Here is a 21,895-nt window from a genome sequence, read left to right on the forward strand (position 1 = left end):
CGTCCGCTGTCATCCGTAGGACAGGTCGCTGCACGGGCCGTCGTCGCCGGATCTGGCGCCGGAGGCCACGGACGAGGGGACCGATGAGGGGGCGCTGCTCGCGGTGGCCGTGGGGTCGGCGGCGTAGGACGTGCCCACGGTCACGGTGATTCCCGGGGCGGTGGATTCCTGGAGTTCCGCCCCGGCGAAGAGCCGGGCCACGGTCCGGGCCTTCGCCTCCTGGCCGGGTCCGTAGTCGATGACGGTCGAGGTGTGGTCCTGGCTGCCCGCCGTCCCGGTCCCGGTCACGGTGAAGCTGTGGTCCTTCAGGGTCTGCGCGGCGCGGCCGGCCAGCCCGGTGACGGTGGTGCCGTTCTGGACGGCGACGGCGATGCCGGTGCCGGACACGGGGCCCTCGGCGCTCGGCGAGGGGGACGGCGCCTTGTCGCCGTTCTTGCCGCTCGCGTCCTTCCCGTCCAGGGTCCGGTCCTCCCGGAGGGTGGACCACAGGGCGTCGGCGTCCGGTTCCACGATGGCGACGCGGGAGCCCTGGTACCGCCAGGGGACGGTGATGAACTTGACGTTGTGCAGGTCGATGCCCTTCATGGACATCACGAAGGAGAGCAGCTTGTCGGCGCTCGACAGGCCGGGGTCGACGGTCAGCGAGTGGGTGGCCGCGTCGGCGAGCGGCAGCAGTTTGGTGGGCGTGAAGCCGTCGTCCTTCACCTTCTTGAGCAGGGCGGAGACGAAGGCCTGCTGGCGTTTGATCCGGCCGATGTCCGAGCCGTCCCCGATGCCGTGCCTGATCCGTACGTAGTCCAGTGCCTGCTGCCCGGACACGTTCTGCTCGCCGCGGTGGAAGAGGAGCTTGCCGCGGGCGGTCTGGTTCGGGTTGAGGTCCCGCTGGTAGATGTCCTGCGGCAGGCAGACCTGGACGCCGCCGACGACGCCGGTGAGTCGTGAGAAGCCCTCGAAGTCGACGACGACGGTGTGGTCGACCCGTAGTCCGGTCAGCTTCTCCACGGTGTTCTGGGTGCAGGCCGGGTTGCCCTTGGCGGTCTGGCCGACGGAGTACGCCGCGTTGAACATGGTGGCGGACTGCGGCTGGGTCCAGCTGCCGTTGGGCAGTTTGCACGACGGGATGGTGACGAGGGTGTCGCGCGGGATGGACACGGCGAGCGCGTGCTTGTGGTCGGCGTAGATGTGCAGCAGGAACGCGGTGTCGGAACGGCCCACGTCGTTCTTGTCGCCGCCGCCCAGTGCGCTGTTCCCGCCGGTTCGCGCGTCCGAACCGATGACCAGCACGTTCTCGCCCTTGGTGGAGGCCGCCGGGCGGTTCACGGCGACTCCGTCCGAGCTGAAGGAGTTGATGTTGCCGCTCAGCCGGAGGTAGAGCCAGCCGGCTCCGGCGGTGGCGAGCACCACCACGGACACGGCTATGGCGAGTACGAGCCGTACCCGGCTGCGTTTGCGCCGCTTCCCGCGGTTCTGCGCGCGGCTCGCGCCGTGAGCCCGTCGGTCGTGGGCGGGTGTCGTCCTGTCGCTGGATTTCATCTGCGTGCTTTCATTCGTCCGTCCGTACAGAGGGGACGAACGGCCCCACCCCATGGTTGTACAGTTGCGCAATGTAGCAAGCTTTTCTGAAGATGCATCCGGCGGTGTGTGCCGTCGGCCGACGAGAAGAAGGGTGGGGTGGACATGCTCCGCAACGGACTGGAGCCCTGGCACCTGCTCATCGTGGCGATCGTGGTCATGGTGATGTTCGGCTCGAAGAAACTGCCCGACACGGCCCGCGCGCTGGGCAAGTCGATGCGCATCCTCAAGAGCGAGGCCAAGGCGATGAAGGAGGATGCGGCGGCGGGCCCCGCGTCCGGCACCCAGACGGCGGAAGGGGCTGTGCCGTCCGTGGAACCGGCCGGCGTGAAGCTGTCCACGGAGCAGCAGGTACCGAAGAGCGCCGGCACCGCCGCCTGACCAGCGGCGGGTGATGGCCCGGTCCGGGGAGCCTGTTCCCCGGACCGGGCATCTCGGCGTGTCGTCGTCGGCGGGGCGCTGCCGTTACGGCCGAGTGGCTGTCGGAGCGGTGTGGCCGTGACGGCCGGGTGCCGTCGGAGCGGTGTGGCGTGCAGCGGTGTGGCTGTACAGCTGTGTGCCCGTCAGAGTGGTGTGGCCGCTTCGAGTACGAGGAACAGCGCGAAGGCCGAATTGAGCGCGGACAGTGTCGACGCGGCCGTCCCCGCTGCCGCGACCAGCGCGGCGAACCCCGCTGTCGTCAGGGCCGGTGGCCAGCCACTGGTGGCGGGCGGGGGTCCCAGCAGGGCCGCCACCCTGCGCGGGACCGGTCCCGCTCCCGCGAACGCGGCCAGTCCGGGGGCGGTGGCCCGGCGGCTGACGAGCGCCGCTCGGCCGACGGCGCGTGCGGTCATCCGCCGGTCGCCGGTGACCTGCGCCGCCTCCTCGTCGGCCCACCGCTCGGTGCTGTACGCGACGGCTTCCCGCAGCGGTCGCAGCAGCGGATTCGCGCAGCCGGCCAGCCGCGACGCGAGCAGCAGCCGGTGGTGGTGGCCCGTCAGATGCGCGCGCTCATGGGCGAGCAGCACTCCGCGCTCCTCCTCGGTGAGGCAGGAGGCCATGCCGGTGGACATCACGATCCGGCCGGGCGATCCGGGCAGGGCGTACGCGTACGGGGTGTCGTCGGGCAGGACCGCGACCTCGGACGGGGTCGGCAGCAGGGCCAGCGTCCGGTGGGCCCCGGCCCGGAATCCGAGGTGGCGGTACAGGGTGAGTGTGCAGCCGGCCGCTACCAGGGCGAGGGCCACGATGGCGGCCTTGCCGACCACCTCGAAACAGGGGACGGCGTCCCGCACTTCGGGGTCGGACCAGCCGTCCGGGAGGGGATTTCCCGGGAGTTGGGCGGTGCCCACGACCATCAGCAGTCCCAGACAGAGCGTGCTGCACGCGGCGAGGATCACCGCGACCAGGGTGAGCAGCCGGGCGGCGCTCCGTGGATGCAGATGCTGTTCGGCCAGGCGCGCGATGGGCAGGGCGGTCAGCGGCAGAACCAGGGGCAGGAGGACGAACACGCCCATGGGTCAGCTCTCCGCTTCGTCCGTCGGGGCGTCGGAGGTCTCGTTGAGAAGCGAGCGCAGCAGATGCTCGTCGTCGAGGGAGAGGGCGGAGACGAAGCTGGAGAGCACCGCGCCGCGGTTCTCCTGCTTGTCGAGCAACTGCCGCATCCGCAGGGCCGTGAGACCGGACTCGTCGGCCACCGGCTCCCAGAGGATGGGGCGCCCGGTACTGGTTCGCCTGACGGCCTTCTTCTCGTGCAGCCGCGTCAGGATGGTGATGACCGTGGTGTAGGCGAGGCCGCCGCCCAGCTGCTCCTGCACCCAGGCGGCCGTGGCGGGTTCATGGGCCGTACCGAGCACGGACAGGACCTGGGCCTCGAGTTCGCCCTGTCCTCGTCTGCGGGCACGCGGGCCGGGGGCCCGGCTGTCCTTCTCTCCGCCCATGCCGCGGACTCCTTCGCTCGGTGCCTCGCCGGGTGTTCGGCCATCGTATCCAGCGGGGGTAGCGGCAGTGCGGCCTTCCCGACGTGAAATCTACAGTGCTGTAGATTTCAGATGCTGGTCCGGGAATCGGAACGGGGACCGGAACCAGTAGCGGAACCGGCAGCGGATGCCGGTGGTTCCGGACGGGTGGATTCGTCGGCCTGTGGATTCGACCGGCTGGTGGATCGCCGGCTTGTGGATCGCCGGCTTGTGGATTCGACCGGCTGGTGGATCGCCGGCTTGTGGATCGCCGGCTTGTGGATTCGAGAAGGGAAGCAACATGGGTGTGAGCCTCGCCAAGGGCGGAAACGTCTCGCTGAGCAAGGAGGCGCCCGGCCTGACCGCCGTCGTGGTGGGCCTCGGCTGGGACGTGCGTACGACGACGGGTGCGGACTACGACCTGGACGCCAGTGCGCTGCTGTGCAACGACTCCGGGAAGGTCGTCTCCGACCGGCACTTCGTCTTCTACAACAACCTGACCAGCCCGGACGGGTCCGTCGAGCACACGGGCGACAACCTCACCGGTGAAGGTGAGGGCGACGACGAGTCCATCAAGGTCAACCTTGCTGCGGTACCCGCCGAGGTCACCAAGATCGTCTTTCCGGTCTCGATCCACGAGGCGGAGGGGCGTGGCCAGAGCTTCGGTCAGGTCCGCAACGCGTTCATCCGCGTCATCAACCAGGCGGGCGGGGCCGAGATCGCCCGATACGACCTGAGCGAGGACGCCTCCACGGAGACGGCGATGGTCTTCGGCGAGCTCTACCGCAACGGTGCGGAGTGGAAGTTCCGTGCGGTGGGCCAGGGTTACGCCTCCGGCCTGGCAGGCATCGCCGCTGACTTCGGCGTCAGCGTCTGATCCAGGGGGCCCGGACGCCAGGCCGCCGGCGGTTCCGACGACGCCGCTGATGGAGTCGGTGCTGCTGGCGGAGCAGATGCTGCGCCACGGCAGCTCACTCCACCGCTCGCCACCCGGCTTCACCGCTCGCCACCCGGCTTCACCGCACCGTACTCAACTTCACCGCACCGCACCGAAAACAGGAGTAATTCGTATGGCTCTCTGGGACCGCATCAAGGACTCGGCGTCGACGATGCAGACGCAGCTCAATGCCAAGAAGAACGACCTCAAGAGCGGGGCGTTCCGCGACGCGAGCATGGCGATGTGCGCACTGGTCGCTGCGGCCGACGGATCCATCGACGCCTCCGAGCGTCAGCGCGTCGCTTCCCTCATCGGGTCGAACGAGGTGCTGCAGAACTTCTCCGCTGACGACCTTCAGCAGCGCTTCAACGATTACTGCCAGAAGCTGACCGCCGACTTCGACTTCGGCAAGGTCAGCATCCTGCAGACCATCGGCAAGGTCAGCAAGAAGCCGACCGAGGCCCGCGCTGTGATCCAGATCGGCATCGTCATCGGCGGAGCCGACGGCGACTTCGACGCGACCGAGCGGGCTGTGGTCCGTGAGGCGTGCTTCGCCGTGGGGATCGCCCCGGCCGAGTTCGACCTCTAGGACCTGATCGGTTCGGTCTTTTCCGGGCAGGCCGGAATCCGGAATGAGGCAACGGGCCAACGGGCAACGGGTCAAAGCGCCAACGGGCCTGATCCTGAGGCGATTTGACCACTACGTTTCACGTGAAACCTCCGCCTGGCCCGAAGGCCGCGCGGAGGTTTCACGTTTCCCGGCCTGTTGCGTGGGCCGGTCCGTCAGGCGGCGAGGCGTGAAGCGAGCGCCTTGGCCTTCGAGGCGGCGTCATCGAGGGCCTTGGCGCGGGAGGCCTCGGCGAGCGGGATGAGGTCGGCCATGGCGGGCTGCGAGGCAGCAAGGGTCAACTCGGGCACGATGAAGTCGACTTCGGCGCCGAACATGCCCGTCAGCAGCTTCTCCAGGTAGTTCTGCACGAACTCGAAGCCCTCGCGGGGCGTGCCGGGCGCGTACGAGCCGCCACGGCTGGCCACCACGGTGAACGGGGTGCCGGCCAGCGGGCTCTCCGCGCCGCCCGCGTTGTGGCCGACGATGATCACGTGGTCGAGCCATGCCTTGAGGGTGGAGGGGATCGTGAAGTTGTACATGGGGGCGCCGATCAGTACGGCGTCGGCTTCGGCGAGTTCGGTGGCGAGCTCGGCGCGGAGCGGGGCCTCGGCGCCTGCGGCCGTACTGGCGGCGTCCAGGTGCGGCAGCGGGTCGGCTGCCAGATCGCGGTAGACGACCGTGCCGTCGGGGTGCTGCTCGCGCCAGGCGTTCACATAGGCGGCTGTGACCTCTCGGGACACGGAACCCTGCGGAAAGACGGCGGAGTCGATATGCAGAAGGGTAGCCATGAGGTTCTCCGTGGATGCGTCGGGAAGCATGGTCCTAAAAATCATGCGTACCTATAAATAGCATAGTCCCTTACTTTTCCGCAGCCCTTCGAGGAGGGGTCGGCACTCAGTACTCTGAAGACATGGCGGAACACGGTGAGAAGGCGTGCCAGCAGGTCGGCGGGGCGATCACGCGCGTCTTCGAACTGCTGGGCAAGCGCTGGACCGGCCTGATCGTGGCCGTGCTGATGCAGCAGCCGGTGTACTTCGCGGATCTGCGGCGGGCGATCCCGGGGATCAGTGAGCGGATGCTCTCCGATCGGCTGACCGAGCTCGCGGTGGCGGGACTGCTTGTGCGCGAGGTCGACGAAGGGCCTCCGCTGCGGGTCTCGTACCGGCTGACGGAGGCGGGCCGGGCGCTCGGGCCCGCTCTTCATGAGCTCGGTAAGTGGTCGGAGGCGTATCTGCCGGTCGGGAAAGGCCCCTGCTAGGGGAGGTCGGTCCGGGGGCGGCAGGCCGGGGTAGTGGGTCGGGGTCGGTGGGGCTTCAGCCGTAGGCGCTATGGCAGGTCCTGGCTCAACTCCGCCGAGTTGTAACGCAGTAGATAGGCCGCGAAGCGATCGAGGTCCTCCTCGCTCCAGTCGGCCAGGCGGTCGCGTACGGCCGCGCGTCGGCTTCCCTGGGTCGAGGCGAGCATCTTGGTGCCCGCCTCGGTGGGATGGAGGACCTGGACGCGCTGGTCGTCAGGGGCGGGGCGGCGTTCGACCAGGCCGAGCTTCTCCAGGCCCGCGAGCTGTCGGCTGATCGTGGACTTGTCGAGCATGTAGTGGGCCGCGAGGTCGGTCGCACGGCAGCCCTGGCTGTCGTCGATGTGCGCCAGCAAGGTGTACGAGACCAGCGGAAGCTCCGGGTGGAGGCGGGCGGCCGTCGCGCGGGCGCGCCGGGCGAACGCGGTCAGTTCGCGCTGGATGGTGTCGACGGACGCATCGTGTCCCTGCGGATCTTTGCCGGTCATGGTTTCCCCTCCTGAATATTGGTTGTATAGTACAACTCAATTAAGAGTTGTAAAAGCCAACTACCTGGAGAGGTGTCCGATGTCCGTAGGCCCCACGAACGGAGCCGTCAGTACGGGGGCCGCGCTGCGCCATGTCCTCGGCCATCTCGTCACACCGCTGCTGATGTGCATCGGGATGGGACTCGCGTACCTGGGGGCCTTCCACGCCCCGCAGCCGCACGACCTGCGCGTCGCCGTGGTGGGCTCGGGGCCGAGCGCCCAGGTCCTCGCGCAGACGTTGCAGGACAAGGGAGACGGCGCGCTCACCGTCCGTACGGTCGCCGACCGCGACTCCGCCGTCCAGCAGCTCAAGGACCAGGACATCTACGGCGCCTTCGTGCCGAGCGGCAAGGCACCCGAACTGGTCGTCGCGTCCGCGGCGTCCGACACCACGGCCACCGTGGTGGAGAAGGTGTTCACGCAGGTCGCAGCCGAGCAGGGTGAGCCGCTCGAGGTGACCGACGTGGCGCCGACCGCGAACGGCGATCCGACCGGACAGGGCATCTTCTTCCTGCTGGTCGCGCTGAGCATCGGCTCGTACGCCTCGGTCGCCGTGATCGGCGGAGCCGGTGCGGTCCTGCCACTGCGTGTCAGGGCGCTGCTGGCCTTCGGGATGTCTCTGGTGGTGAGCGCGATCGGTACCGCCTTCGCAGGTCCGGTGTTCCACTTGGTCGACCACGGGCTGGGGGGCCTCTGGGCCATGGCATGGATCTACTCTGCGGGCATTCTGCTCATCGGCGTGGGCCTGCACACCTTCCTGAAGCGGTGGACGACGCTCGGCGTGATGGTGCTGTTCGTGATGCTCAACTTCACCAGCTCCGGCGGGATCTTCCGGCCCGAGCTCCAGCCGGGCTTCTTCGGGGCGTTGCACTCCTTCTGGAACGGTGCGGGCTTCGTGGAGGGCGTGCGCAGCCATGTGTACTTCGGCGGGCACGGGCTCGGCGGCAACGTGCTGGTGCTGGTCTTCTGGCTGCTCGCCGGTCTGGTCGTGACGGGCGCGGCAGGACTGGCCGAGGCGGGTCGGCGGAAGGCGGTCGTCCGACCGGCTGCGGGAGCGGGTGGTGCCGGGCAGCGGGAAGAAGTGGCGGCGAAGGAAGCCGAGGTCGCGACCGAAGCCGAGGAAGAGGAAGAGCTGGGGGAAGCGGTCGCGGTGTGAGCCGCCTTGGCCGTGGTGGTGTTCGCGGGCGGGGTGCCCCGGGCGCAGAGGTACGCGGTCCGGCGGTGACCGGGTACGCGCGGCAGGGGCGGACGCCCGCCGGACCGGGACTGTGACGGGTAAGCGGAGGGCGCCCGTAGGCTGGCCGGGTGACGGAGGATGCCACCGGGGGAACGACGACCCGGAACGACGAGCAGAGCGAGCAGCCCATGGGCGAGCAGCGGCCGGAGGCGCGGCTGGAGAAGGCCGTGCGCGCCGCCGAGCAGGCGCTGATCGAGTTCGAGATCGCGGTGGAGACGTTCCGGGTGGAGGTGGAGAACTTCTCCCGGCTGCACCACCAGAGACTCGGTCCCATGTACGCGCGTCTGGACGAGCTCGATGCGCAGCTCGCCGAGGCCAGAGCGGCGCGCAGCGGTGACCCGGAGGATCTGCGCAAGGCGCAGGAGGCGCGGGCGATCGTGATGCCCATGCCCGGTGTCGACGAGCTGTTCCACGACTGGATCGACCCGGACGGGATGTCGCCCGAGGCCCAGGCCATGCTGAACGAGCAGCCGGTGCAGCCGCCCAAGCGGGTACGGCCCAGCGAGGAGGCCCGCAAGCTCTATCGCGAGTTGGTCCGCCAGGCGCATCCCGATCTGGCGCAGGACGACGCGGAACGGAACCGGCGGGACGAGTTCATCACGCGGGTCAACGCCGCGTATGCCCGTGGGGACGAGGCCGTACTGCGGGAGTTGGGTGAGGAGTGGGCGGCCGGTCCGGTCCAGGAAGCTGCCGCGCCCAGCGAGAGCGAGGAGCTCTACGCCCGGCTCGAATGGCTCTCCCAGCGCAAGGAGCTGCTGTCCCTGGTCGCCCATGAACTGGAGGAGAGTGCGATCGGAGCGATGCTCCGGATGGCGCCCGACGACCCCGACCGGTTGCTGGAGGAGATCGCCGAGCAGTTGCTGGCACAGGTCTCCGAGCGAGAGGCCGAGCTGGCGGAGATGGTGCAGTAGCGTTCCCGGTGACCCTGCCGTGCATGTACGAGAGAAGGCATGACCCATGAATTTCGCCCCGCTGCCCCAGGTGGATGTCGCGGCGGTGCCGGCTGACGGGCTGGTACTGGATGTCCGGGAGGACGACGAGTGGGCGGCCGGGCATGCCGAAGGGGCCCTGCACATTCCGATGAGCGACTTCGTGGCGCGCTTCGGTGAAGTGACGGAGGCCGTGGCCGAGAACGGCAAGGCCTTCGTGATCTGCCGGGTCGGTGGCCGTTCCGCGCAGGTCACCCAGTACTTGGTGCAGCAGGGCATCGACGCGGTGAACGTCGACGGCGGGATGCTTGCCTGGGAGAGCGCCGGGCGTCCGATGGTGGCGGACGGCGGAGGCCCGGCGTTCGTGGTCTGACCAGAGGACTTCGTGGTCTGGCCGGGGCCTCGTGTTCTGACTGGGCCCTCGTGGTCTGACCGGGGCTTTCTGGTCTGGCCGGGGCCCATGAGGTCTGGGGCCGATGAGGTCCGGGACCGCTGGATCAACCGAGGGGATGGGCGGCCAGCAGATCGCCCAGCGCTTCTTCGTGGGCCGCGGCGGGGCCGAGTGAGAGCTCCAGCTGTTTGGCCCAGGCGTGATAGCGGTGCAGCGGGTAGTCGGTGTCCGCGCCGAAGCCGCCGTGCAGATGCTGCGCGGTCTGGACGACCCGGCGTACGCCTTCGGATGCCCAGATCTTGGCCACGGCGATGTCACCGGCCGCGGGAAGCGCCCCGCTCGCACCGGTGGAGATGCGCCAGGCGGCCTGCCAGAGCGTGACCTCCATGGCGCGGAGGTCGATGTACCGGTCGGCGGCCTGGACAGCGACCGACTGAAAGGTGGCGACCGGGAAACCGAACTGCTCCCGTTTGCTGGTGTAGGCGCTGGTCATGGTGAGCACGCCCTCGCCCAGGCCGAGCGCGAGCGCGCAGGTCCCGGTGGTCAGCAGGTCTCGCAGGGACTCCCAGGCGCCGTCGGCGTCGATGACGTCGCGGTCCGCGAGGCGCACGGATTCCAGCCGGACCTCGGCGAAGCGTTCTCCGTTGGTGGAGAACTGCTCGGCCAGAGTGATCCCCGGCTGATCGGCTCCCTGCGCGGAGCGGGGGACGAGGGCGATCACCGGGTGGCCCGCGCCGGTGTGGGCGGGTACCGCGACGCGGTCCGCGGTCTGCGCCCAGGGAACACCTGTCTGCACTCCGTCGAGTACCCAGCCGTCGTCCTCCCGGCGGGCGGTGACGGCCAGTTCGGCGGGGTCGTGGCCGGTACGGCCGTTGGCCCCGACGGTGAGGACCAGCTCGCCGCGGCCGACGGCGGGCAGGATCTCACCGCTCAACTCGGCGTCTCCGTATCGCTGTACGGTCATGGCGACCGCGCTGGTCTCCAGCAGGGGCACCCGGGCCAGCACCCGGGAGGCCTCGCGCAGTACCAGGCAGAGTGCGATCGGTCCGAGTCCTGCCCCGCCGTACCCGGGGTCCAGCACGAGGCTCAGCAGGTCGGCCTCCGCCAGCTTGCCCCACAGTGCCCGGTCGAAGTCCTCGGCCACTGCCCCGGCGCTGAGCGCGGGGCTGGGCACTCCGTCGGGCGCGACGCCCGAGAAGACTGCCTTCGCCGCCTCAACGGCCGCCTGCTGCTCCTCGGTGAAGGTGAAGTCCACAGCTCTGTCCTCCCGCGCCGACCATTTCTGATGCGGCGTCAGATTAGGTCAGGGAGGCGCTGAGCGGAACACCGTCGACGCACGGAATGCGGTCAGCGGTCGAAGTCCAGCTCCACTTCCGGTGTGAGCGGGTGCGATTGGCAGGCCAGTACGTATCCCGCTTCGGTCTCCTCCGGCTCCAGCGCGTAGTTGCGGTCCATCCGCACTTCGCCCGAGACCAGGAAGGCTCTGCAGGTCCCGCACACCCCGCCCTTGCAGGCGTACGGCGCGTCCGAGCGACTGCGCAGGACCGTTTCGAGAAGCGAATCCCCGTCCCGGACCGGCCAGTTGCCCGAACGGCCGTCGAGCGTGGCGGTCAGCCTGCTGTGTGACGGGACCGCTGCCCCGGGCGGGGCGGCGGTGACGGCCGCTCCGTCGTCGACATGGAAGATTTCCTGATGGATACGGGTCTTGGCCACGCCGAGCCCGCGCAGCGCCCGCTCGGCGCCCTGCACCAGGCCGAAGGGTCCGCACAGGAACCAGCCGTCCAGCTCCGTGACCGGGAGCAGCGCGGGCAGCAGCCCGGTCAGACGCTCCTGGTCGAGCCGCCCGGAGGGCAGCCCCGACTGCTGTTCCTCGCGGGACAGCACGGTCACCAACTGGAAGCGGTCGGGCCAGCGGTCCTTCAGATCGGCGACCTCGTCGAGAAACATCGTCGACGCCGCCGTCCGGTCGCTGCGTATCAGGCAGAACCGCGCCTCCGGCTCACGTATGAGCAGGGTCGCGGCGATCGAGAGGACCGGGGTGATGCCGCTGCCGCCGACGATCGCCGCGAACCTTCCCGGGCGGGGCTCGAAGCTGAAGCGTCCCATCGGTTCCATCACTTCGACGGTGTCGCCGACGGCCAGCTCCTTGAACGCGTACGTCGAGAACTCACCGCCCTCCACCAGCCGCACCCCCACCTGGACGACGGGTTCGTCGGCCCGCTCGGGCGCCGGGGTGCAGATCGAGTACGTACGCCGGATCTCCGTACCGCGCACGATCCGACGCAGCGCCACGTGCTGGCCGGGTGTGTGGCGGAACGTCTCGCGCAGTTCCGGCGGTACGGCGAACGTGATGGCCACCGCGTCGTCCGTGAGCTGTTCGACCGCGCTGACCCGGAGCGGATGGAACATCTACAACTCCTTGAAGTGGTCGAAGGGTTCATGGCAGGAGGTGCAGCGGCGCAGTGCTTTGCACGCCGTGGAGGAGAAGCGGCTCAGCAGCTCCGTTTCAGTCGATCCGCAGTTCGGGCAGCGGATGGACAGGGCGACTCCGACCGGGGCGCCCGGACCGGTCGGACGCGGGGGAGCGATCCCGAACTCGGCCAGCTTGCGGCGTCCTTCGGCGGTGATGTCGTCCGTCGACCAGGCGGGGGACAGGACCTTGCGGACCGAGACCTCCGGTATGCCGTGTTCGTGCAGCACCCGCTCTATGTCCGAGGACATCGCCTCGATCGCGGGGCAGCCCGTGTACGTCGGGGTGAGTTCCACCTCGACCCGGCCGGGGCCGAGGATCTCGACCCCGCGCAGTACGCCGAGTTCCTCCAGCGTCAGGACCGGAAGTTCGGGGTCGGGGACGGATCCGGCGAGACGGCGCAGGTCCGCTTCGAGCGGTGTCGTGGTCACCATGTCGCCCCCGGGTGGCTGCGGTGCAGATGCTGCATCTCGGCGAGCATCCGCCCGAACGGCTCGGTGTGCAGTCCCTGCCGGCCGGCCCCCGCGGACCAGGCCCCGCTCCGGGGCCCCGCCGGCACCGTCAGCGTCGCCCGCTCCAGTACGGAGGTCACGGACCGGGACCAGTCGGCTGCCAGTGCTGTCCAGTCCACGTCCAGCCCTTCGACGGGTTGGAACATTTCCCCGGTGAAGCGCCACAGGGCGTCCAGGCCTCGCTGCATCCGCTCATGGCTCTCCGCTGTCCCGTCGCCCAGTCGCAGCGTCCACTGTTCGGCGTGGTCCTGGTGGTAGGCGACTTCCTTGACGGCCTTCGCGGACAGCGGGGCGAACGGGCCGTCCCCGGCCGCCAACTGCTCGTACAGCAGGCGCTGACAGGTGGAGAAGAAGAGCTGACGGGCGATGGTGTGCGCGAAGTCGCCGTTCTCCTGCTCGACCAGCTGGAGGTTGCGGAAGGCACGCTCCTCACGGAGATAGGCGAGCTCGTCCTCGTCGCCGACGAGGGAGAGCAGCACCCGCGCCTGCCCCAGCAGGTCCAGTGCGATGTTGGCGAGGGCGACTTCCTCCTCCAGTACCGGCGCGTGTCCTGCCCACTCCCCCAGCCGGTGGGAGAGCACCAGTGCGTCGTCGCCCAGGGCGAGAGCCGCGGTCACAGGTGCCGCACCCCTTCCGGGATCTTGTAGAACGTGGGGTGGCGGTAGGGCTTGTCGCCGGCGGGCTCGAAGAAGGAGTCCTTCTCGTCCGGCGAGGAGGCGGTGACTGCGGTCGAGGGGACCACCCAGATCGAGACGCCCTCGTTCCGGCGGGTGTAGAGATCGCGGGCGTTGTGCAGGGCCATCTCCGCGTCCGGGGCATGCAGGCTCCCGGCGTGGGTGTGGGACAGCCCGCGGCGTGAGCGTACGAACACCTCCCACAGCGGCCAGTCCCCAGCGCCCGTGGCGCTCTCGGATGCGGCGGTCATGCGCGTGCCTTCCCTGGTGCTCCGTGGCGTGCGTGGTCCTTCGCGGCGTACGCGGTCGCCGCCTCCCTGACCCAGGCGCCCTCTTCGTGGGCCCGGCGCCGCTGGGTGATCCGCTGTTCGTTGCAGGGCCCGTTGCCCTTGAGGATTTCCTTGAACTCGGTCCAGTCGATGGCGCCGAAGTCATGCTGCCCACGTTCCGCGTTCCACCGCAGATCCGGGTCGGGGAGCGTCAGCCCCAGCGTCTCGGCCTGTGGGACGCATATGTCCACGAATCGCTGGCGCAGCTCGTCGTTGGAGTGCCGCTTGATCTTCCAGGCCATGGACTGGGCGGAATGCGCCGACTGGTCGTCGGGCGGACCGAACATCATCAGCGACGGCCACCACCAGCGGTCGACGGCGTCCTGTGCCATCGCGTGCTGCTCCGGTGTGCCACGGCTGAGGGTGAGCAGCAGCTCGAAGCCCTGGCGCTGATGGAAGGACTCCTCCTTGCAGACACGGACCATGGCGCGGGCGTAAGGGCCGTAGGAGCAGCGGCAGAGCGGCACCTGGTTGGTGATGGCGGCGCCGTCCACCAGCCATCCGACAGCGCCGACGTCCGCCCAGGTCAGCGTGGGGTAGTTGAAGATCGATGAGTACTTCTGGCGGCCCGAGTGGAGCTTGTCGAGCAACTCCTCACGGCCCGTGCCCAGGGTCTCGGCCGCGCTGTAGAGGTAGAGGCCGTGTCCCGCTTCGTCCTGGACCTTCGCCATCAGGATCGCTTTGCGGCGCAGAGAGGGTGCGCGGGTGATCCAGTTCGCCTCGGGCTGCATCCCGATGATTTCCGAGTGTGCGTGCTGCGCCATCTGGCGGACGAGTGAGGCGCGGTAGGCGTCCGGCATCCAGTCGCGCGGCTCAATCCGCTCGTCCGACGCCACCGCGGCGTCGAATGCGGCCTGAGACGCCGTTGCTTCCCTTGGGGCCGCCGGGGTCTGTGGTGCCCCGTCCGTCCCGTACGCCACTGTCGCCATCGCGAGCCCCCTACCGACCGATCGTTCGGTTCATGGACTTCAATGGTGGGGCGAGGGCCCTTAGGGTGTCAACCCTGTGGATAACTGACCTGGGGACCGTCGGGCGTCAAAGAGGATCGGGGCGGGATGGATTCGTACGACAGTGGGGTGCCCGAAGCGAATGGGCCACGTGCGTCCCATCAGCCATGTGAGCCGGTGTCGAGACCTGAGCCGGTGTCGTCACGTGAGCCGGTGCAGCGGCCCGAGGCGCGTGGCATCGTCGCGCTCTCCTTCCCGTACCAGGTGGCAGCAGCCATCGCGCTCGGGATGATCGGCGTGCTGACCGCCGTCCACCTCGCCATGGTGTTCCTGCACGTGGCGCCCTCGAACACGGTGAGCAAGCAGTACGGCAAAGCGGTGGACGACTGGATCTATCCCGAGTTCGAGCAGAACTGGAAGCTCTTCGCGCCCAACCCGCTCCAGCAGAACATCGCGGTCCAGGCACGTGCCGAGATCCGTACGAAGGACGGCGGTGTCAGTACCACCGGCTGGACCGACCTCTCGGCCGAGGACGGGGCCGCGCTGCACGGAAACATCCTTCCGAGCCATGTCGATCAGAACGAACTGCGGCGCGCCTGGGACTTCTACACGAACGCGCACCCCAACGACAATCAGGCGGGCGGCCTGCGGGCGGACCTCTCGGAGCGTTACATCCGCCGCATCGTGGTGATGCGACTGGGCGACGGACCGAAGAAGGCGGGTTCCACGGTGGAGCGGATACAGGTCCGGTCGGCCACTGCCTCGCTCAAGGCTCCCCCGTGGAGTCACGAGAAGATCGACACAGGCACCTCCTACCGGGTTCTGCCCTGGTGGACGGTCGTCCCAGCGGACCGTACGGAGGCCGACCGGTGAGCTCAGCAGTCAGCAACAAGATCGCGGGCGGTATCCAGCGCATCACCTCCGCCTCGCTCGGCCGCTATCAGACCGCCGTGGTCCGGATCGGTTTCTCCGGCACCTGGCTGCTCTTTCTCCTGCGGGAGCTGCCGCACCGCCGCGAGTTGTACGGGCCGCACGCCCCGTGGGACTGGGGCATGGCGAAGCAGTTGATCGACGGGAACCACGCCTTCACGCTGCTCATGTGGTCGGACTCCACCCTGTGGTTCGAGCTGGTGTACGCCGTGGCCGTCCTCTCCAGCCTGCTGCTGCTCCTGGGCTGGCACACCCGGGTCGCTTCCGTACTGTTCATGATCGGCGTGCTGTCGCTGCAGAACCGGTCGATCTTCGTGGGCGACGGCGGTGACAACGTCATCCACATCATGGCGACGTATCTGGTGCTGACGCGCTGCTCACAGGTCTGGTCGCTCGACGCGCGCCGTGCCGCGCGTGCCGCGCGTGCCGCAGGGAAGGCTGCCGACGGCGCCGACTCCGACCGCACCCTGCCGGGAGCCCCGGACCGGGTGGGACCGCTGCTGTGGGTCGTGCTCGGTGCCGCGCTCGCCGCCGCCACGCTTCTCGGCAAGCTGAGCGGCGGGTGGCAACTGATCTTCTGGGGAATGTGGCTGGTCCAGGGGGTGTGGTGGGCGGTGTGCCGGTATGCCCCCGGTGAGCCCCGGACCTTCCTCGATGTCGTTGCCAATCTTGCCCACAATGCCACCCTTGTCGTGATCATGGCCGAGGTCTGTCTGATCTACTCCACCGCCGGCTGGTACAAGATCCAGGGCTCTCGCTGGCAGGACGGCACCGCCCTCTACTACCCGCTGAATCTGCACTACTTCGCGCCCTGGCCCGGTCTGTCCTCGCTGCTCGCGACCAGCGGCGTGATGGTGATGGTGCTGACGTACGGCACGGTCATCGTGCAGGTGGCCTTCCCCTTCACACTCTTCAACCGGCGCGTCAAGAACCTCCTGCTGGTCGCGATGATGCTGGAGCACGCCGGTATCGCGGTGATGCTGGGGCTGCCGTTCTTCTCCATGGCGATGATCGCCGCGGACGCGGTCTTCCTGCCGACCGGTTTCCTGCTGTGGCTGGGCGGCCGGGCGGCGTTGCTGACCTCGCGTACGAGAGCGGGTGCGCGGGCGGGTGCCACCGTGGTCGGGCCGCGGCGTACGGCCGAAGGGGAGCAGGGCGATCAGCCCCGTACGCTCGTGGGGTGACCAGCGAGATCTCCCCCGAAGAACCGGTTCCGTACGAGGAGCCGGTGCGGCCCCAAGAGCCCGCGCAGTACGACGAGGGCTTCACGGCCGAGGTCGGCGTCGGGCCGCATCCACTGCCCTGGCCGGAGGGCGAGTGGTACGACCCGGAGCTGCTGGCGGGTGGGGACCGGCGCAATGTGGTCGACGCCTACCGGTACTGGACGCGTGAGGCGATCGTCGCGGACCTGGACACCCGGCGCCACGATTTCCATGTGGCGGTCGAGAACTGGGGTCACGATTTCAATATCGGTTCAGTCGTCCGCACCGCCAACGCCTTCCTGGCGAAGGAGATCCACATCGTGGGGCGCCGACGCTGGAACCGGCGCGGTGCGATGGTGACCGACCGCTACCAGCATGTGCGGCACCACCCGGACACCGAATCGCTGACGGCGTGGGCATCCGCCGAGAACCTGCCGATCATCGGGATCGACAACCTTCCGGGAGCGGTGCCGCTGGAGCGGACCGAGCTGCCGCGGCGGTGTGTGCTGCTGTTCGGGCAGGAGGGACCGGGGCTGACGGAGGAGGCACGGAGGCACGTGTCGGTGGTCTGCTCGATCGCGCAGTTCGGCTCGACGAGGTCGATCAACGCGGGCGCAGCCGCAGCGATTGCCATGCACGCCTGGGTCCAGCGGTACGCCGAGATCGGCTGAGCCGCTTGTCCCGGGCCGTGCCGAGCCGAGACAGGCCCGGGGCACGGCTGCGGGCGTCTCCCACCGCCCGCAGCCAACCGCGCCCGCCTCCACCGCCTCCACCGTCTGTCCGGAGGCGCTACGCCTGCCTGCGTACCTCCACTGTCCGGAACCTGTTCGCCACGAACGCCCCGTCGCACAGCGCCGCGTTCGCCGCCGGGTTGCCGCCCGAGCCGTGGAAGTCCGAGAACGCCGCGGTCTGATTGACGTAGACCCCGCCGGTCAGATTCAGCGACAGCTGGGCGCACTCCTCCAGGCAGACCTCCTCGACGGCGTGCTCCACCTCGGCCGAGGTGGTGTAGGCGCCGACGGTCATCGCTCCCTTGTCGCGGACCGTGCGGCGGAGCAGATCGAGGGCGGCCTCGGTGGAGTCGACGGCCACCGCGAACGAGACCGGGCCGAAGCACTCCGACAGATAGGCGGCATCGGCGTCCGCCCCGTCCCAGTACTTCCGGGCGCCGTCCAGCTTGACGATCGCGGGCGTACGCACCACCGCGTCCGGGAAGTCGGGGTTGACGATCTCCTGTGATGCCAAGGCCACTTCGCCCAGTCCGGCCGCCGCGTCCAGGCGCGCCTTCACATCCGGATTGACCAGTGCGCCCAGCAGCGCGTTGGCACGGGCGTCGTCGCCGAGGAGTCCGGCCACTGCTGCCGCGAGATCGCTGACGACCTCGTCGTACGTCTTGTGCCCGGCGTCCGTGGCGATGCCGTCCGCCGGGATCAGCAGGTTCTGCGGGGTGGTGCACATCTGGCCGCTGTAGAGGGAGAGCGAGAAGGCCAGGTTGGAGAGCATGCCCTTGTAGTTGTCGGTGGAGTCGACGACGACCGTGTTGACCCCGGCCTTCTCCGTGTAGACCTGTGCCTGGCGGGCGTTGGCCTCCAGCCAGTCGCCGAAGGCGGTCGATCCGGTGTAGTCGATGATCCTGATCTCCGGCCGTACGGCAAGGGACTTGGCGATTCCCTCCCCCGGCCGTTCGGCGGCCAGGGCGACCAGATTCGGGTCGAAGCCGGCCTCGGAGAGGACCTCGCGGGCCACCTGGACCGTGAGCGCGAGCGGCAGGACCGCACGCGGGTGCGGTTTGACGAGGACCGGGTTTCCGGTCGCCAGGGAGGCGAACAGGCCGGGGTAGCCGTTCCAGGTGGGGAAGGTGTTGCAGCCGATCAGCAGTGAGATGCCGCGACCGACCGCGGTGAAGGTCTTCCGCAGCTCCAGCGGATCGCGCTTCCCCTGCGGCTTGGACCAGTCGGCGGCCGACGGTGTCCTGACCTGCTCGGCAAAGGCATAGGCCACGGCCTCCAGGCCGCGGTCCTGGGCATGCGGGCCACCGGCCTGGAACGCCATCATGAAGGCCTGGCCGCTGGTGTGCATCACCGCTTGCGCGAACTCGGGCGTGCGGGCGCTGATCCGCGCCAGGATCTCCAGACAGACCATGGCTCTGGCCTCGGGTCCTGCCGCGCGCCAGGAGCCTGTCGCGGCGCTCATCGCGGGCAGCAGGACGTCCAGGTCCGGGTGCGGATAGCTGATGTCCAACTCGATTCCGTACGGCGAGACTTCGCCGCCGGTCCAGTCGTCGGTGCCCGGCTGGCCCAGGTCGAGGCGCTTGCCGAGCAACGCGTCGAATGCGGCCTTGCCGTCACCGGCATAGGCCTTGGGGTGCTCGGGGTGCGGGGACCAGTACGCACGCGTACGGATCGCGTCGAGGGCCTGGTCGAGCGTGGGCCGGTGGGTCTGGGACAGCTCGGTCAGCTGCATCTCGGAACAACTCCTCGTCGAGCTGCGCAGGACAGGTGGTCAAAGTTAGAGTAACCGAACGATCGGTCGGGACAAGGGGGTCCGGGCAGACTGTGGACAACTCAGTACGGGAAGATCGCCCCATGACCGCCACCGCACACACGGCCGCCCTGTCGCAGAGCCGCACCGTCGCAGTCGTCGGCACCGGCACGATGGGTCAGGGCATCGCGCAGGTCGCCCTGGTCGCAGGGCATCCTGTGCGTCTCTACGACGCCGTTCCGGGCCGCGCGGAGCAGGCCGCCGAAGCCATCGCCGCGCGGCTGGACCGGCTGGTCGAGAAGGGGCGCATGGGCGAGGCGCAGCGCGAAGCGGCCGGCGCCCGGCTGCGCCCGGTGGCGGAGCTTGCCGACCTCGCCGACGCCGCGCTGGTCGTCGAGGCGATCCTTGAACAACTTCCCGTCAAACAGGAGCTCTTCGCAGCTCTGGAAGAGTTCGTGGCCGACGACTGTCTGCTCGCGACCAACACCTCTTCCCTCTCGGTCACCGCCGTCGCGGGCCCCCTGAAGCACCCCGGCCGCTTCGTGGGGATGCATTTCTTCAACCCGGCGCCGCTGCTCCCGCTCGTGGAGATCGTCAGCGGTTTCGCGACCGACGAATCGAGCGCCACGCGCGCGTGGGCGACAGCCGCCGCCTGGGGCAAGACCCCGGTGCGCTGCGCCGACACCCCTGGTTTCGTCGTCAACCGCCTGGCCCGCCCCTTCTACGCCGAGGCCTTCGCCGTGCACGAGGAGCGGGGCGCCGACCCGGCCACCATCGACGCGGTCCTCAGGGAGTCCGGAGGTTTCCGGATGGGCCCCTTCGAGCTGACCGATTTGATCGGCCAGGACGTCAACGAGGCGGTCACCCGCTCGGTCTGGGAGTCGTTCTTCCAGGACCCCAAGTTCCGGCCGTCGCTGGCGCAGCGCCGCCTGGTCGAGTCCGGCAGGCACGGGCGCAAGAGCGGCCGGGGCTGGTACGCGTACGGGGAGGGCGCCGTACGTCCCGAGCCGCACACCGCCCCGGCCACCGAGCCCCCGGCCGGTATCACCGTGGAGGGCGACCTCGGACCGGCCGGGGAGCTGGTCGCGATGTTCCGCGAGGCCGGAATCGCTGTGCGTGAGGAGGACGAGGACGGCGGGAGCCGGATTCTGCTGCCCAGCGGCGGTCAGCTGGTGCTGGCCGACGGCCAGACGTCCGCCGAGTTCCGCGATGTCGTCTACTTCGACCTGGCACTGGACTACCGGGCGGCGACGAGGGTCGCGCTGTCCGCGTCCGAGGTCACCGGATGGGAGACCCTGAGGCAGTCGATCGGCCTTTTCCAGCGCCTCGGTAAGAAGGTCAGCGTCATCGGTGACGTCCCGGGCATGATCGTCGCCCGCACCGTGGCGATGATGGTGGATCTGGCCGCCGACGCCCTGGCCAAGGGGGTCGCGTCCGCGCAGGACATCGACACGGCGATGCGACTGGGGGTCAACTACCCGCTGGGTCCGGTCGAGTGGGGCCGCAAGCTCGGCCGCGCCTGGGCGCACGAGCTGCTGGACGAGCTCCACGCGCGCGTGCCGAGCGGGCGCTATGCGCCGTCGCTGGCTCTGTACCGGCAGTCGTACGTCCATCAGGAGAAGGGCGGGACAGCCTGATGAGCACACCCAAGCGGGACACCTACACACCGGAGACCCTGCTGACGGTCGCGGTGCGCGTCTTCAACGAGCGCGGCTACGACGGCACGTCCATGGAGCATCTCTCCAGGGCCGCGGGGATCTCCAAGTCCTCGATCTACCACCATGTGGCCGGTAAGGAGGAGCTGTTGCGGCGGGCGGTCAGCCGCGCGATAGACGGGCTCTTCGGCGTACTGGAGGAGCCGGGGGCGGCGCGGGGGCGCGCGATCCAGCGGGTGGAGTACGTCACGCGCCGTACCGTCGAGGTGCTCACGGCCGAACTGCCTTACGTGACGCTGCTGCTCCGGGTGCGCGGCAACACGAAGACCGAGCGCTGGGCGATGGAGCGGCGCCGTGAATTCGACCAGCGGGTCGCCGATCTGCTCAAGGCGGCGGTGTCCGAGGGCGATCTCCGTTCCGACGTGGACATCAGGCTCGCGACCCGGCTGCTCTTCGGGATGATCAATTCGCTGGTCGAGTGGTACCGCCCGGCGCAGGGGACAGGTCCCGACGCGGAGCAGCTGGCCGAGGCGGTCGTACAGCTCGCGTTCGAAGGTCTGCGGGTGGGGCCGGCCCGCTGACGCCCGATCGGCCGGATCCGTCGGCGAGGTGACCGGCAGTGTGAGGTGTCAGGGCCTGGGCAGTGGGGGCGGCCCGCCCGCAGGACCGGGCGGGCCGGAGGTGTCCGTGGGTTTCGCCGGATCGAGATCGGTCTCCTCGAACACCAGCAGCGTCCGTGTCGACAGCACCTCGGGGATCGCCTGGATCCTGGTCAGGACCAGCTCGCGCAGCGCTCTGTTGTTCGCGCTGTGCACGAGCAGGAGTACGTCGAAATCGCCGCTGACCAGCGCGATGTGGGCGGTGCCCGGCAGCTCCGTGAGCTGCTTGCGGACCGTGCGCCAGGAGTTCTGGACGATTTTGAGCGTGATGTACGCGGAGGAGCCCTGGCCCGCGCGTTCGTGATCGACCCTGGCGCTGAACCCGCGGATCACGCCGTCGTCGATGAGCCGGTTGATACGGGCGTACGCGTTGGCGCGAGAGACATGGACGCGATCGGCCACGGACCGTATCGAGGCGCGGCCGTCCTTCTGCAGGAACTGCAGGATGTCCCGGTCGATGGCGTCGATCGGGCGGGCCGGAGGGCGGTCGCCCTCGTCGGCCATTTGTTCAGCTGGCACCTGCCCCCACCTTTCCGTCATGGACGACCTGCTCCTATCCCAGGCTGTGGAGAACCGTTTGTCCACAGGCTGAAGGGGTCAGT

Annotated in this window: 25 protein-coding genes; 12 read left to right on the plus strand and 13 right to left on the minus strand. The window is 69.2% G+C overall.

Going from position 1 to position 21,895, the window contains the following annotated elements; genetic code table 11:
• Nucleotides 1-9: 9 nt before the first annotated feature.
• On the minus strand, nucleotides 10-1,533 hold the full coding sequence (locus NBY69_RS19955) for an LCP family protein (RefSeq protein ID WP_250302383.1): 1,524 nt from the start codon (nucleotides 1,531-1,533) through the stop codon (nucleotides 10-12).
• A gap of 144 nt (nucleotides 1,534-1,677) precedes the next feature.
• On the opposite strand from NBY69_RS19955, the gene tatA reads away from it, so the two are divergent.
• Nucleotides 1,678-1,953: a Sec-independent protein translocase subunit TatA gene (gene tatA, locus NBY69_RS19960; protein WP_250302384.1), complete on the plus strand. Its 276-nt coding sequence runs from the start codon at nucleotides 1,678-1,680 to the stop codon at nucleotides 1,951-1,953.
• A 182-nt stretch (nucleotides 1,954-2,135) separates the two neighbouring features.
• Here tatA and NBY69_RS19965 read toward each other — a convergent pair whose 3' ends face one another.
• Nucleotides 2,136-3,068 (minus strand): M56 family metallopeptidase, encoded by a 933-nt coding sequence (locus tag NBY69_RS19965; protein WP_250302385.1) that lies wholly within the window; start codon nucleotides 3,066-3,068, stop codon nucleotides 2,136-2,138.
• Nucleotides 3,069-3,071: 3 nt separating this feature from the next.
• Nucleotides 3,072-3,491 carry a BlaI/MecI/CopY family transcriptional regulator gene (locus tag NBY69_RS19970; RefSeq protein ID WP_250302386.1) on the minus strand — a complete coding sequence of 140 codons (420 nt, stop codon included), beginning with the start codon at nucleotides 3,489-3,491 and terminating at the stop codon, nucleotides 3,072-3,074.
• A gap of 319 nt (nucleotides 3,492-3,810) precedes the next feature.
• Between NBY69_RS19970 and NBY69_RS19975 the strand changes: the two genes are divergently transcribed.
• Both NBY69_RS19975 and NBY69_RS19980 read left to right on the plus strand, forming a co-directional pair.
• On the plus strand, nucleotides 3,811-4,386 hold the full coding sequence (locus NBY69_RS19975; protein ID WP_250302387.1) for a TerD family protein: 576 nt from the start codon (nucleotides 3,811-3,813) through the stop codon (nucleotides 4,384-4,386).
• A gap of 193 nt (nucleotides 4,387-4,579) precedes the next feature.
• A complete protein-coding gene (locus NBY69_RS19980; protein ID WP_250302388.1) occupies nucleotides 4,580-5,035 on the plus strand; it encodes a tellurite resistance TerB family protein in 456 nt (151 codons plus the stop codon).
• 194 nt (nucleotides 5,036-5,229) lie between these two features.
• Here the strand turns inward: NBY69_RS19980 and NBY69_RS19985 are convergent, their stop codons facing one another.
• Nucleotides 5,230-5,844, minus strand: coding sequence for an FMN-dependent NADH-azoreductase (locus tag NBY69_RS19985; protein WP_250302389.1), 615 nt, complete (start codon nucleotides 5,842-5,844; stop codon nucleotides 5,230-5,232).
• 122 nt (nucleotides 5,845-5,966) lie between these two features.
• Here NBY69_RS19985 and NBY69_RS19990 point away from each other — a divergent pair, with 122 nt between their 5' ends.
• Nucleotides 5,967-6,314, plus strand: a complete 348-nt coding sequence (locus tag NBY69_RS19990) for a helix-turn-helix domain-containing protein (RefSeq protein WP_250302390.1) — start codon at nucleotides 5,967-5,969, stop codon at nucleotides 6,312-6,314.
• A gap of 68 nt (nucleotides 6,315-6,382) precedes the next feature.
• Here the strand turns inward: NBY69_RS19990 and NBY69_RS19995 are convergent, their stop codons facing one another.
• Complete coding sequence (locus tag NBY69_RS19995) at nucleotides 6,383-6,838, minus strand: MarR family winged helix-turn-helix transcriptional regulator (protein ID WP_250302391.1); 456 nt, start codon at nucleotides 6,836-6,838, stop codon at nucleotides 6,383-6,385.
• A 79-nt stretch (nucleotides 6,839-6,917) separates the two neighbouring features.
• On the opposite strand from NBY69_RS19995, the gene NBY69_RS20000 reads away from it, so the two are divergent.
• From NBY69_RS20000 to NBY69_RS20010, 3 genes are all read left to right on the plus strand, one after another.
• A complete protein-coding gene (locus NBY69_RS20000) occupies nucleotides 6,918-8,033 on the plus strand; it encodes a hypothetical protein (RefSeq protein WP_250302392.1) in 1,116 nt (371 codons plus the stop codon).
• Nucleotides 8,034-8,242: 209 nt separating this feature from the next.
• The gene (locus NBY69_RS20005) at nucleotides 8,243-9,025 is read left to right on the plus strand and encodes a hypothetical protein (RefSeq protein ID WP_308409491.1); all 783 of its coding nucleotides are present in this window, start codon (nucleotides 8,243-8,245) and stop codon (nucleotides 9,023-9,025) included.
• Between the two features lie 46 nt (nucleotides 9,026-9,071).
• The gene (locus tag NBY69_RS20010; RefSeq protein WP_250302394.1) at nucleotides 9,072-9,416 is read left to right on the plus strand and encodes a rhodanese-like domain-containing protein; all 345 of its coding nucleotides are present in this window, start codon (nucleotides 9,072-9,074) and stop codon (nucleotides 9,414-9,416) included.
• A gap of 124 nt (nucleotides 9,417-9,540) precedes the next feature.
• On the opposite strand, the gene NBY69_RS20015 is transcribed toward NBY69_RS20010, so the two are convergent.
• The 6 genes from NBY69_RS20015 to paaA all read right to left on the minus strand — a co-directional run bounded on the left by NBY69_RS20015 (nucleotide 9,541) and on the right by paaA (nucleotide 14,348).
• Nucleotides 9,541-10,689, minus strand: coding sequence for an acyl-CoA dehydrogenase family protein (locus tag NBY69_RS20015; protein ID WP_250302395.1), 1,149 nt, complete (start codon nucleotides 10,687-10,689; stop codon nucleotides 9,541-9,543).
• Between the two features lie 92 nt (nucleotides 10,690-10,781).
• Nucleotides 10,782-11,843: a 2Fe-2S iron-sulfur cluster-binding protein gene (locus NBY69_RS20020; RefSeq protein ID WP_250302396.1), complete on the minus strand. Its 1,062-nt coding sequence runs from the start codon at nucleotides 11,841-11,843 to the stop codon at nucleotides 10,782-10,784.
• The gene (gene paaD / locus NBY69_RS20025; RefSeq protein ID WP_250302397.1) at nucleotides 11,844-12,338 is read right to left on the minus strand and encodes a 1,2-phenylacetyl-CoA epoxidase subunit PaaD; all 495 of its coding nucleotides are present in this window, start codon (nucleotides 12,336-12,338) and stop codon (nucleotides 11,844-11,846) included.
• Nucleotides 12,332-13,033 carry a 1,2-phenylacetyl-CoA epoxidase subunit PaaC gene (gene paaC / locus NBY69_RS20030; RefSeq protein ID WP_250302398.1) on the minus strand — a complete coding sequence of 234 codons (702 nt, stop codon included), beginning with the start codon at nucleotides 13,031-13,033 and terminating at the stop codon, nucleotides 12,332-12,334. Before paaC ends, paaD begins: the two co-directional genes overlap by 7 nt.
• Nucleotides 13,030-13,341, minus strand: coding sequence for a 1,2-phenylacetyl-CoA epoxidase subunit PaaB (gene paaB, locus NBY69_RS20035; protein WP_250302399.1), 312 nt, complete (start codon nucleotides 13,339-13,341; stop codon nucleotides 13,030-13,032). The genes paaC and paaB overlap by 4 nt, the downstream gene beginning before the upstream one ends.
• On the minus strand, nucleotides 13,338-14,348 hold the full coding sequence (gene paaA / locus NBY69_RS20040) for a 1,2-phenylacetyl-CoA epoxidase subunit PaaA (RefSeq protein WP_250302400.1): 1,011 nt from the start codon (nucleotides 14,346-14,348) through the stop codon (nucleotides 13,338-13,340). Before paaA ends, paaB begins: the two co-directional genes overlap by 4 nt.
• Before the next feature lie 213 nt (nucleotides 14,349-14,561).
• On the opposite strand from paaA, the gene NBY69_RS20045 reads away from it, so the two are divergent.
• Genes NBY69_RS20045 through NBY69_RS20055 form a run of 3 tightly spaced genes read left to right on the plus strand, consistent with a single transcriptional unit; the run spans nucleotide 14,562 to nucleotide 17,169 of the window.
• Complete coding sequence (locus tag NBY69_RS20045; RefSeq protein WP_374211299.1) at nucleotides 14,562-15,239, plus strand: DUF5819 family protein; 678 nt, start codon at nucleotides 14,562-14,564, stop codon at nucleotides 15,237-15,239.
• A complete protein-coding gene (locus NBY69_RS20050) occupies nucleotides 15,236-16,480 on the plus strand; it encodes an HTTM domain-containing protein (RefSeq protein ID WP_250302402.1) in 1,245 nt (414 codons plus the stop codon). Before NBY69_RS20045 ends, NBY69_RS20050 begins: the two co-directional genes overlap by 4 nt.
• Nucleotides 16,477-17,169, plus strand: coding sequence for a TrmH family RNA methyltransferase (locus tag NBY69_RS20055; protein ID WP_374211300.1), 693 nt, complete (start codon nucleotides 16,477-16,479; stop codon nucleotides 17,167-17,169). Before NBY69_RS20050 ends, NBY69_RS20055 begins: the two co-directional genes overlap by 4 nt.
• Nucleotides 17,170-17,287: 118 nt before the next feature.
• On the opposite strand, the gene paaN is transcribed toward NBY69_RS20055, so the two are convergent.
• On the minus strand, nucleotides 17,288-18,961 hold the full coding sequence (gene paaN / locus NBY69_RS20060; RefSeq protein WP_250302403.1) for a phenylacetic acid degradation protein PaaN: 1,674 nt from the start codon (nucleotides 18,959-18,961) through the stop codon (nucleotides 17,288-17,290).
• A gap of 122 nt (nucleotides 18,962-19,083) precedes the next feature.
• On the opposite strand from paaN, the gene NBY69_RS20065 reads away from it, so the two are divergent.
• Both NBY69_RS20065 and NBY69_RS20070 read left to right on the plus strand, forming a co-directional pair.
• The gene (locus NBY69_RS20065) at nucleotides 19,084-20,616 is read left to right on the plus strand and encodes a 3-hydroxyacyl-CoA dehydrogenase (protein ID WP_250302404.1); all 1,533 of its coding nucleotides are present in this window, start codon (nucleotides 19,084-19,086) and stop codon (nucleotides 20,614-20,616) included.
• Complete coding sequence (locus NBY69_RS20070) at nucleotides 20,616-21,215, plus strand: TetR/AcrR family transcriptional regulator (RefSeq protein WP_250302405.1); 600 nt, start codon at nucleotides 20,616-20,618, stop codon at nucleotides 21,213-21,215. Before NBY69_RS20065 ends, NBY69_RS20070 begins: the two co-directional genes overlap by 1 nt.
• Nucleotides 21,216-21,263: 48 nt before the next feature.
• On the opposite strand, the gene NBY69_RS20075 is transcribed toward NBY69_RS20070, so the two are convergent.
• Nucleotides 21,264-21,833 carry an Lrp/AsnC family transcriptional regulator gene (locus NBY69_RS20075; RefSeq protein WP_374211301.1) on the minus strand — a complete coding sequence of 190 codons (570 nt, stop codon included), beginning with the start codon at nucleotides 21,831-21,833 and terminating at the stop codon, nucleotides 21,264-21,266.
• Nucleotides 21,834-21,895: the final 62 nt, after the last annotated feature.

Origin of the sequence: Streptomyces sp. A 4/2, assembly GCF_940670765.1 — a bacterium.
Lineage (GTDB): Bacteria > Actinomycetota > Actinomycetes > Streptomycetales > Streptomycetaceae > Streptomyces.